We start from the raw sequence: 2,489 nt of genomic DNA on the forward strand, positions 1-2,489 counted from the left end.
CGCTCGCCCCATCTTCATGGGCAAGCAAGGAGGCACCCATGACCATCCATTCCCTGAACACCAGGCGCGCCGGCCGCTCCGCCGAATCCCGCGTCGCCGCGCAGGATTGGCGCGGCCTCGTCGCCGAGATCAGCGCCCAGGGCTCGGCCGTCATGCCCGGCCTGCTGTCGGCCGAGGAATGCGCCGGCATCGCCGCGCTCTATCCGCATGAGGAGCATTTCCGCAGCCATGTCGTGATGGCCCGTCACGGCTTCGGCAAGGGCGAGTACCGCTATTTCCGCTATCCGCTGCCGGACCTGATCGAAGGCCTGCGCACCGCGCTCTATCCCAGGCTTGCCGCGGTCGCCAACGACTGGAACGAGAAGATGGGCGTGGCGCTGCGCTATCCGGCCGACCACGCCGCTTTCCTGAAGCGCTGCCACGATGAGGGCCAGACCAGGCCGACGCCGCTTCTGCTGCAATACGGGCCCGGCGACTTCAACTGCCTGCACCAGGACCTCTACGGCGCGCTCGCCTTTCCGCTGCAGGTGGCGATCCTGCTTTCCGAACCGGGCGAGGATTTCACCGGCGGCGAGTTCGTGCTCACCGAGCAGCGACCGCGCATGCAGAGCCGCGCCGAGGTGGTGCCGCTGAAGCGCGGCGACGCGGTTATCTTCGCCGTCCACAACCGCCCGGTGCAGGGCGCCAAGGGCCATTACCGGGTCAACCTCCGCCACGGCGTCAGCCGCTTGCGGTCGGGACAGCGCCACACCGTCGGCATCATCTTCCACGACGCGAGATAGACAGGGCGACCATGCCAGCGGGCCTCAGCTATCGCTGGCGCCCTCGATGGCCGGCCGGCCTGAAATCGTCAGCAGGATGCGGCCCCGCGCCGGGCGATCAACCTGGACCGGTGCACGCTTCTCCTGCAGCCGCCGCTGCAGAAGCAAGAGCCTCGTCTCGAGATTGTCCTTGAAATCCGGCAGCCGCAGCGAGGCGTCGGCGCGTATTTCCTTGTTCGAGAATTCGCGCCGCCCTTCGGCAAGATAGGTGCGCAGGAAACTCATCAGCAGCCGTCCCGGCACGCCGCGCACGATATACTCGTTCTCGATAAAGACGCTGTCGTCGGTCGGGTGATGGACGACGCGGAATCTGGGTCCGGCGGCGTTGCCCGTGACACTGTCGGCGCCCCGATCGGACGTGGCCTCAGGCGGGTCTGACTCCAGCAGCGACAGCGCCATCGCCAGCTGCCTGGCGACGACCGTCATCGCCACCTCGTCCTCGGCGGAGAAGGCAAGCCGCCTTTCGCTCTCGATCACCAGGACGCCTTTGAGCTGCCCTTGCGCGACGAGCGGCACGGCAAGCTGGCTCATCGCCTCGGGCAGGCCGGGCAGGCTGATGACGCGGGTATGGTTCTCGCCGGCGCCGCTCGCTTCGATGGCGCCGCCCAGCCGTCGCGCGCGGCTCAGGTCGTTGATGCGCAGGCTCCGCCGTTCGAGCGCCGCCATGCCGATCAGGCCGTCGCCGAGCGCGACCTCCGAGCCGATGCCGCTGGCACGATATCCGGCGCTGGCGATCGTCGTCAGCTTTTCGCGCGCGACGTCATGGGCAAGGATCATCGCCGGACGGAAGCCGAATTCCTCGTTGAGGCCGGCAAGCGCGGCCTCGAGCAGCCCGCCGAGATCCTGCGCCTCCGCCAACATCACTGCGAGCGTTCCAAGACCCTGCAACCTCCGATCCGCCATGCCGGGAGCCGGCGTTGTCCGCATCACCGGCGAGCGCACCTTGCGGATGGCGAGCACCCGGTAGATGTCGATAGCCTTGAGCCGCATCACCGAGCCCATGCCGATCTGCAGGCTTGCCGCCTTGAGGTCGGCGGCCATGCGCTCGAACAGCGGTCCGGCCTCCCGGCTCTCCTCATAGGCAATGTCGAGCCGGTATTGCAGGCCGTTCAGCGCGTCGACCACCAGCAGCGCCGCGCGCGGGTTGGCCCTGACGTTGACCGCCGTCTTGGAGAAGAACTGGTTGGAAAGCGCAACATGGCTGCCGTCGACCGGGGCCACATGCGAGAGATAGGAGATGTTCGGCGTGCCGTCCGCCGCCACCGTGGTGACGATGGAGGGGATGACACCTTCGAAACAGGAGGAAAGGTCGGGGAGCGCGAGCGTCATGCGTCGGCCGCGACAAGGCGCCCGGCCTGCGACCCGGGCGTCTGCAGGAATACCTGGGCTGGCTTCATCCTGATGCGCAGCAGCTCGCGATCCGTCTGCCAGGGCTCGGCAAGCGTGGTGTCGAGGCCGAGTCCACCGAGCACCGAGGTGATGGTGGCTATGTACCGTCCGGCATGCGCCTCGTCCTCCGCGTCGGCCGGCCCAACTGCCGTGACTGTGCCCTTCAACTGGTAGGAGACATAGTCGGACGGCCGCGCCAGCGTGACGGCGACAGCGGCGCCGGTCGCGAGATTGGCGGCGGTTTCCGGCCATTGCCAGGCCGACATCAGCAGGTCGATC

Annotated in this window: 3 protein-coding genes; 1 reads left to right on the top strand and 2 read right to left on the bottom strand. The window is 67.9% G+C overall.

Annotated features, from left to right (window positions below):
- Positions 1-38 precede the first annotated feature (38 nt).
- Complete coding sequence (locus Q0L57_RS12595) at positions 39-782, top strand: 2OG-Fe(II) oxygenase (RefSeq protein ID WP_296743097.1); 744 nt, start codon at positions 39-41, stop codon at positions 780-782.
- Between the two features lie 24 nt (positions 783-806).
- On the opposite strand, the gene Q0L57_RS12600 is transcribed toward Q0L57_RS12595, so the two are convergent.
- Both Q0L57_RS12600 and Q0L57_RS12605 read right to left on the bottom strand, forming a co-directional pair.
- Entirely contained in the window at positions 807-2,150 is a 1,344-nt protein-coding gene (locus Q0L57_RS12600; RefSeq protein WP_296743099.1) for a GAF domain-containing protein, read from the bottom strand.
- On the bottom strand, positions 2,147-2,489 hold a 343-nt coding region (locus Q0L57_RS12605; RefSeq protein WP_296743101.1), incomplete at its 5' end, for a hypothetical protein. The genes Q0L57_RS12600 and Q0L57_RS12605, both read right to left, overlap by 4 nt.

The organism is Mesorhizobium sp. (assembly GCF_024509055.1).
Taxonomy (GTDB): Bacteria; Pseudomonadota; Alphaproteobacteria; order Rhizobiales; family Rhizobiaceae; genus Mesorhizobium.